The following is an 8096-nucleotide window of genomic DNA, read 5'->3' on the forward strand; positions in this document are numbered from 1 at the left end:
CAAGGCATCGCCCGAGCAGCGCGTGATCCTCACCAAGTTCACCTTGCTGGCGGTTGCGTTGTCGGCAGCGTTTGTGGCCGCGCTCAAGCCGGCGGAGATACTGCCTATGGTGTCAGCGTCTTTCTCGCTGGCGGCGTCGGCCTTTGTGCCGGTGATGGTGCTGGGCATCTTCTGGCGCGGCACCACGCGCCAGGGGGCGGTGGCGGGCATGCTGGCAGGTCTGGGGGTGGCCGTGTACTACATGCTGTCCCATGTACCTGCCATGCAGGTGTTGCCTGCCTGGCTGCTGGCCGATGGGCTTTGGTTTGGCATTCAGCCCATATCTGCCGGGGTGTTTGGCGTACCCGCGGGGTTGGTGGCAGCGGCCGTCGTGAGCTGGATCACACGCCCCGCGCCAGCACGGCAGGTGGTGCGCTCGGAAATGTGACCTCGCGGGTTCCTCTGCCCCGCCCGCGCAGCGTTTCAAGCCCATGAAACGACAAAGCGGCCCGCAGGCCGCCTTGGTTGCCCAGCACCGTGGTGGTGGCAGGGCGCAAACACTCGTCGGCGATTAGCGGCCGACCTTCAGCAGTTCCACATCAAACTTCAGCGTGGCGTTTGGCGGGATCACGCCGCCCGCACCGCGTGCACCATAGCCCAAAGCTGCCGGAATGATAAGCGTGCGCTGGCCACCGATCTTCATGCCCTGCACGCCTTCGTCCCAGCCCTTGATGACCATGCCACCGCCCAGCGAGAACTCAAACGGGTCATTGCGGTCGCGGCTGGAGTCGAACTTGGCGCCTTGCTCGCCATTGTTGTAGAGCCAGCCGGTGTAGTGCACCGACACGTTCTGGCCCTTGGTGGCCTCGGCGCCTTCGCCCACGGTGGTGTCTTCGTATTGCAGGCCGGATGCGGTGGTGGTCATTGCCATGGTTGAAATTCCTGGTTTGCTATTGAAAATATAGCTATCAGCGCTTTATAGATAAGCGCTAGAAGCATTTTTGACCCCCATTTTAACGAAAAGCCCCGCTCGGAGGTCCGGCGGGGCTTTGCCCAGAAAGGGGCAGGGGGGCGGGTGGGCTTCAGGCCTTCTTGGCCCGGCCTGCCACCCAGCGGGTGGCAAAGGCCTGCACATCGCTCAGGCGCTTGAGCAGGTCGGCGCCCGATGGGGTAACTGTGTAGCCGTCGCTGCCGTGGTCCACAAACCCGGCTTCGCGCAGCTCTTTGATGCGGGTGTTGAGGGTGTTGGGGGTAATGCCCCCCACGCTGTCTTGCAGCAGGCGGAAGGTCTGGGGATGACCGTCCTTCAGGGCCCACAGCACGCGCAGTGCGTAACGGCACTCAAGCCGTTCAAACAACTGGTTGATGGCGACATTTTCTTTGGAGCTCATGGACGCTTCTCCTCGCGCAAGTGTTGGATCTAAGTTCGGAACGGGTGGCCTGAGCCAAGCCCGCTGATGCGCTGAGACTATAGCGCGGAACCGGTTTTGCTACAAGTTTGGTAGCTCAGAACGCACGGCACATATGCGCTAAGGCGAGAAAATGCGATATTTGCTATCAAAATGTTGCGAAGCGGCCACGGATGGGCGTAGTCCCGGCAGAAGGCTCCACAGGTCCCGATGACGCTCTGGCAGGTGCGCCCCATCGCTACAGGCGATGGCGCTGACTTGGCAAATTGCCAGGCGTCCCGGCCGCATCCTTTATTGTTGCGCCATGACTTCTACCGCTTTGTTCCCCCGCCCATCGCCATCCGCCAACGCTGCAACGCCCGATGCGTCTGCGGCCACTGATGCTCCCCGCGCTTTGCCGCTGCAGGGGCTGCGCGTCGTGGAGTTCACCCACATGGTGATGGGTCCCACCTGCGGCATGGTGCTGGCCGACCTGGGCGCCGAAGTGATCAAGGTGGAGCCGGTGGAGGGCGACCGCACGCGCCACCTGCTGGGCGCGGGCGCGGGGTTTTTTCCCATGTTCAACCGCAACAAGAAGAGCATTGCGCTGGACCTGCGCAGCCCTGAGGGCCTGGAGGTGGCGCGCAAACTGGCAGAGTCTGCCGACGTGGTGGCCCAGAACTTTAAGCCGGGGGTGATGGGCAAATATGGCCTTGACTACGCGGCACTCAGCCAGGCCAACTCCCGCCTGATCTACGTGAACCACACCGGCTTCTTGCCCGGCCCCTATGAGCACCGCACCGCGCTGGACGAAGTGGTGCAGATGATGGGCGGGCTGGCCTACATGACTGGGCGCCCCGGCGACCCGCTGCGTGCGGGCAGCAGCGTGAACGACATCATGGGCGGCATGTTCGGCGCCATCGGGGCCATGGCGGCCTTGATGCAGCGGGGCATCACCGGCCGCGGGCAAGAGGTGGACTCGGCCCTGTTCGAGAACAACGTGTTCCTGGTCGGCCAGCACATGATGCAGTACGCCGTCACCGGCAAGCCTGCCGCGCCCATGCCCGACCGCATTTCGTCGTGGGCGCTGTATGACGTGTTCAGCGTGAAGGATGGCGAACAGATCTTTCTGGCCGCCGTCAGCGACGCGCAATGGACCACATTCTGCGACGCCATGGGGTTTGAGGACCTCAAGGCTGATCCGCAACTGTCCACCAACAACGACCGTGTGCGTGCCCGTGCCACGCTGATGCCCGATCTGCGCCAGCGCCTGGCCGCCTATAGCGCCGCCGAGCTGGCGGCTGTCTTTGAGAAAAACGGTTTGCCGTTCGCACCCATCTCCAGGCCCGAGCAGCTCTTTGACGACCCGCACCTCAACGCCACCGGGGGTCTGGCCGACATCACCTTGCCCGACGGCGAACGCGCAGGGCAGACTGCCCGCACCACGTTGTTCCCATTGCGCATGGACGGCCACCGTCTGGGCGTGCGCTTGCAGCCTCCGGTGATGGGGCAGCACACCGACGAGCTAATGCTTGAACTGGGCTACACGCCCGCGCAGGTGCAAGCCCTGCGAGAGAAGCACGCGGTGGCCTGATCAGATTCAAAATTATGAGTAAAAATTGACTCTACCGCTTATCCAGAAAGCGCGGACAGCTATGAAATTTGAAGTAACCCGTTGCCGCCGCGTGACGGCGTCGGGGTCACAGGGTGGCTTCTGCCATCCGCCCGCAGTCTGAACACTTCCACCGCTTCCACCAGCTGGCGTGCCTGGCCGCTGAGGCTGCCCGCCGCGGCGGCGCTTTCTTCTACCAGCGCCGCGTTCTGCTGGGTGGCCTCGTCCATGCGCACGATGGCCTTGGTCACGCGCAGCATGTCGCTGGTCTGTGCGGCGCTGGCCTGGCTGATCTCTTCCATGAGGGCACTTACGCCCTGGATGGACGAGACTACCTCGGTCATCGTAGTGCCCGCATTGCGGGCCAGGTCGGAGCCTGCCTGCACGCGCTCTACACTGGTCTGAATGAGTTCCTTGATCTCGCGGGCCGCGCCTGCGCTGCGGGTGGCCAGGCTGCGCACCTCGCTGGCTACCACGGCAAAGCCCCGGCCTTGCTCTCCTGCGCGGGCTGCCTCGACAGCGGCGTTGAGCGCGAGGATGTTGGTCTGGAACGCAATGCCGTCGATGACGCCAATGATGTCGGCAATGCGGCGCGAGCTGTCCTGAATGCCCTGCACGACCTCGACCATCTGCGTCACCACGGCGCCGCCGCGCTGCGCCACCGATGCGCCATTGCGGGCCAGTTCGTTGGCGCGTTGCGCGTTCGAGGCGTTTTGCTGAACGGTAGCCTGCAGCTGCTGCATGGACGACGTGGTTTCGTCCAGCGACGACGCCTGCTCTTCGGTGCGCATGCTCAGGTCTGCGTTGCCCTGGGCGATTTCAGCGCTGGCGCTGGCCACGCCCTCGGCATTGCTGCGCACGCCCGACACCACGTTCTCCAGGTTGTCCTGCATGGCGCGCAGCGCCTGCAAAAGGCGGGCGGGTTCGTCCTTGCCATCCACTTCGATGGTGGTGGTCAGGTCCCCGGCAGCCACCTTGTTGGCCACCGACACCGCAGCCCCCAGCGGCCGAACCACCGAGCGCGTCAGCAGCCAGCCTGCGCACCCGCCGAATGCGGTCACCAGGGCCAGCGCCACCAGGCTGCTGACCAGTGCGCGCCGCGCGTCCTGCGCTGCCTGCTGCGCGATGGCAGCGCTGCTGGTGGCCACCTGCTGCCCCAGCTCGGTCAGCAGCTTGGCGGGGCCCTGGTCTATGTCGGCCACATCGGCATCGCCCGCTGAAGGCACAAAGCCCAGCGACTGGAACACCTCGAACCCTTTGCGATAACCCTGCGCCATCTGCGTGTGGGCGTTGGTGAAGTTCTGCAGCGCGGCCTTCTCCTGCGCATCGGTCAACTGTGGCTCCAGCGCCTTGGCGGCGTCGGCCACGCGCTTTTCGCTGGCCTGGAACGCGGCCCAGTGCAGTTCGCGCTTGCGGGCGTCTTCTCCGCGCAGCAGCGTGTTCTTCCATTCGAGCACCTGGGTCTTGAACTCGCTTTCCATCCGGCTGACGGCGCGCTCTTGCGCGACGCGTTCCAGCACGGTGGCGTCATACGTGCCCAGTGCGTTGTACAGGGCCGAGATGCCGAACAGCGCGGCGCCCAGCAACAGTGCGAGCACCAGGCCCAGGGCGGTGGCCATGCGCGCACCGATGGAGTGGTTGGACATTTTCATTGGAGTCTCCAAAGGTTCTGCAGCAGGCCTGTAGGCGCATAGGCCTGTGGCCCTCACGGTGGGATCAGGCCTTCAGTTTCAGCAGGTACACCATCACGCGGGCGGTCGTGAGGTCCAGTTCCATGAACTCTGCCAAATCCTTCCCGGTGAGCCAAGAGGGTTCCCACCGGTTCTGCTTGAGGGTGCGCATCCATGACTCGTGGTGGGTGGCGGCCTCTACAGCGGCGAGCATTTCTGCCGTACGGCCGGCAGACACCCCCTTGCCCGTAAACACGCCGCGCCAGTTGGCCATGGTGGCATCCAGACCTTGTTCGCGAAATGCAGGCAACCCGAACACGCTGCGGCGTGACGATACTCCAATGGCGCGCAGCTTGCCGGACGCAAGAGCATCACTGAATTCGCTGTAGCCCGACAGGCCCACGGATGCTGTCCCGGTCACCAGGGCATCCACCACTTCAGCGCCGCCCGCAAACGGCTTGTAGACCAGCTCTTCGGGTTTGGCTTTAGCGGCACGCGCCAGTACGCCTGCAAACATGTGGTCCACGCCCCCGGCAGAGCCGCCAGCCACGGGCATGCCGCGCAGGTCAGCCCGCAGCGCATCTGTCAGGTCCTTGGTGTTCTTGATGGGCGACGAGGCGGCGACAGCGGCCACCAGGTAGTCACTGGTCAGACGGGCCAGGGGCTGGATCTGGGTCATGTCCACGGCAGGCTTTTGCAGTGCAACGGCGCCCACCATCACCATCCCGCCCATGAAAAGGGTGTTGGCATCGTTGCCGTATTTCTCGACGTATTTGGCCAGTCCGATGGTGCCGCCCTTGCCGCCGATGTTCTCGTACTCCACCTGGTCGCTGGCGCCCGCAGCGGTGAGTGCAGCGCCCAGCGCGCGGCCTGTCTGGTCCCACCCGCCACCGGGATTGGCGGGAATCACGATGCGCAACGTGCCTGCCAGCTTGGGCGCTTTGGGCAGTGCGGGGCGGGTTGCGGCGGCACTGGTCTGGCCCCAGGCAGAAGTGCCCAACGCTGTCCAGGCCGTGGCGACCAGAACGGATTGCGCAATGGCTTTGCGGCGGTTGATAGGTACAGGCATGCGGCGTCCCTTGCGAGGTATGGCGTGATTTCAGAAATCAGCGGGCGCGGCTACTGCAGGGTTTGATCTTTTGGTGGCGCCACCGTGTCTCGGCAGTGTGTCGGCAACCCCATCAATTCGCGCGGCATCGAAGCGTCCCGATGTGCGGGCAATGGTCGCCCTCCAAACTGTCAGTCTGCTGTCCGTGGCATCAGGGTAAACGCGGGGTGGTGCTGCACGCGCCCATGAAAAACGCCCTGCGCCGCAATTGCGGGCAGGGCGTCAAGCCGGATGGCTGCAGGGTTGCTTTACAGCGAGTCGATAAAGCTGCGCAGCTTGTCCGAGCGGCTTGGGTGCTTGAGCTTGCGCAGCGCCTTGGCTTCTATTTGGCGGATGCGCTCGCGCGTCACGTCAAATTGCTTGCCCACTTCTTCCAGCGTGTGGTCGCTGGTCATCTCGATACCGAAGCGCATGCGCAGCACCTTGGCTTCGCGGGGGGTCAGGCCATCGAGGATGTCCTTGACCACGTCGCGCAAGCCGGCCTGCATGGCGGCTTCGATAGGCGCGGTGTTGGCACCGTCCTCGATGAAGTCGCCCAGGTGGCTGTCGTCGTCGTCGCCAATCGGCGTTTCCATGGAGATCGGCTCTTTGGCGATCTTCATGATCTTGCGGATCTTGTCCTCAGGGATTTCCATCTTGGCCGCCAGGATGGACGCATCGGGCTCAAAGCCAAACTCTTGCAAGTGCTGGCGGCTGATGCGGTTCATCTTGTTGATCGTCTCGATCATGTGCACCGGGATACGGATGGTGCGCGCCTGATCGGCAATCGAGCGAGTGATGGCCTGGCGAATCCACCACGTGGCGTACGTCGAGAACTTGTAGCCGCGGCGGTATTCGAACTTGTCCACCGCCTTCATCAGGCCGATGTTGCCTTCCTGGATCAAATCGAGGAACTGCAGGCCACGGTTGGTGTACTTCTTGGCAATCGAGATCACCAAGCGCAGGTTGGCCTCGATCATTTCCTTCTTGGCATCGCGCGAGGTGGCTTCACCTTCGTTCATGCGCTTGTTGATGCCCTTGAGTTCAGGCAGCGGTACGACCACACGCGACTGCAGGTCCATCAGCTTTTGCTGCAGGTCCTGAATGGGCGGCACGTTGCGCGCCATCACGGCAGACCAGGGCTTGCCGGCAGCGGCCTGCTTTTCCACCCAGTTCAGGTTCAGCAGGTTGGGCGGGAAATCCTTCACAAAGGTTTCCTGCGGCATGCCGCACTTGTCCACGATGATGCGGCGCAGCTCACGCTCCTTCTTGCGCACATCGTCCACCTGGCCGCGCACCATGTCGCACAGCTTTTCAATGGTCTTGGCGGTGAAGCGGATGGTCATCAGCTCGGCTGACAAAGCGGCTTGCGCCTTGACATAGGCTGGCGTGCCGTAGCCTTCCTTGTCGTACACCTTGTGCACTTTTTCGAACAGCTCGCGCAGCTTGTCAAAGCGTTCCAGCGCCTGCTTCTTGAGTTCTTCCAGCTTCTTGGTCAGGGCCTTGGAGCCGCCCTTGCCGTCGTCGTCATCGGCTTCGTCGAACTCGTCAAAGTCTTCTTCGGCCACATAGTCGTCGGCCTCATTGGGGTTGGAGAAACCGTCCACGATGGTCGAGATGACGACCTTGCCTTCGCGGATGTCTTCGCCCATGTTCAGGATTTCAGCAATGGTGGCGGGCGATGCACTGATCGCCTCCATCATGGCCATCAGGCCGCCTTCGATGCGCTTGGCGATTTCGATTTCGCCTTCGCGGGTCAAGAGTTCGACCGTGCCCATTTCGCGCATGTACATGCGAACCGGGTCGGTGGTGCGGCCGAATTCCGAGTCCACGGTGGACAACGCGGCTTCGGCGGCTTCTTCGGCTTCTTCTTCGGTGGCGCCCGCAGGGGCGTTGTCCGTGATGATCAGCGCCTCGGCATCAGGCGTCTGCTCGTACACCGCCACGCCCAGGTCGTTCAGCGTGGTGATGACGGCTTCGAGGGTTTCGGCATCGACCAGCTTGTCGGGCAAGTGGTCGTTAATTTCTACGTGCGTGAGGTAGCCGCGCGTCTTGCCCAGCTTGATCAGCGCCTTCAGGCGTGCACGGCGCTTGGCCATGTCTTCTTCGGACAGGACGGTTTCGTCCAGGCCGAATTCCTTCATCAAGGCGCGTTCCTTCGCCTTGCTGATCTTCATGCGCAGGGGCTTGACCTTCTCGACCGTGGCTGCCGTTTCGGTGGTGGTCTCTTCGACTTCACCTTCCAGGTCGGCTTCGATGTCGGACAGGTCGGTGTCGTCACCGCTTTCGTCGCCGGCACCCGCCTTTGGCTTGCGGCCACGTTTGGCGGGGGCCTTGGCTTCGGCGGCACCGGCGGCTTT

Annotated in this window: 7 protein-coding genes; 2 read left to right on the forward strand and 5 right to left on the reverse strand. The window is 63.4% G+C overall.

What is annotated here, in order from left to right:
* The coding region (locus ACK4OE_RS24155; protein ID WP_409888876.1) for a sodium:solute symporter family transporter at positions 1 to 427 on the forward strand (427 nt) is incomplete at its 5' end.
* A gap of 123 nt (positions 428 to 550) precedes the next feature.
* On the opposite strand, the gene ACK4OE_RS24160 is transcribed toward ACK4OE_RS24155, so the two are convergent.
* Positions 551 to 910, reverse strand: a complete 360-nt coding sequence (locus tag ACK4OE_RS24160) for an FKBP-type peptidyl-prolyl cis-trans isomerase (RefSeq protein WP_409888878.1) — start codon at positions 908 to 910, stop codon at positions 551 to 553.
* A gap of 151 nt (positions 911 to 1061) precedes the next feature.
* Positions 1062 to 1370: a winged helix-turn-helix transcriptional regulator gene (locus ACK4OE_RS24165; RefSeq protein WP_063462008.1), complete on the reverse strand. Its 309-nt coding sequence runs from the start codon at positions 1368 to 1370 to the stop codon at positions 1062 to 1064.
* 322 nt (positions 1371 to 1692) lie between these two features.
* On the opposite strand from ACK4OE_RS24165, the gene ACK4OE_RS24170 reads away from it, so the two are divergent.
* Positions 1693 to 2961, forward strand: a complete 1269-nt coding sequence (locus ACK4OE_RS24170) for a CaiB/BaiF CoA transferase family protein (RefSeq protein ID WP_409888880.1) — start codon at positions 1693 to 1695, stop codon at positions 2959 to 2961.
* A 59-nt stretch (positions 2962 to 3020) separates the two neighbouring features.
* On the opposite strand, the gene ACK4OE_RS24175 is transcribed toward ACK4OE_RS24170, so the two are convergent.
* From ACK4OE_RS24175 to rpoD, 3 genes are all read right to left on the reverse strand, one after another.
* Positions 3021 to 4631 carry a methyl-accepting chemotaxis protein gene (locus ACK4OE_RS24175; RefSeq protein WP_409888882.1) on the reverse strand — a complete coding sequence of 537 codons (1611 nt, stop codon included), beginning with the start codon at positions 4629 to 4631 and terminating at the stop codon, positions 3021 to 3023.
* Between the two features lie 64 nt (positions 4632 to 4695).
* A complete protein-coding gene (locus ACK4OE_RS24180) occupies positions 4696 to 5718 on the reverse strand; it encodes a Bug family tripartite tricarboxylate transporter substrate binding protein (RefSeq protein ID WP_409888884.1) in 1023 nt (340 codons plus the stop codon).
* A gap of 287 nt (positions 5719 to 6005) precedes the next feature.
* Positions 6006 to 8096 (reverse strand): RNA polymerase sigma factor RpoD (rpoD, locus tag ACK4OE_RS24185; RefSeq protein WP_409888886.1); only part of this gene is annotated, 2091 nt, incomplete at its 5' end.

Origin of the sequence: Acidovorax sp., assembly GCF_046314175.1 — a bacterium.
GTDB lineage: Bacteria > Pseudomonadota > Gammaproteobacteria > Burkholderiales > Burkholderiaceae_C > Acidovorax.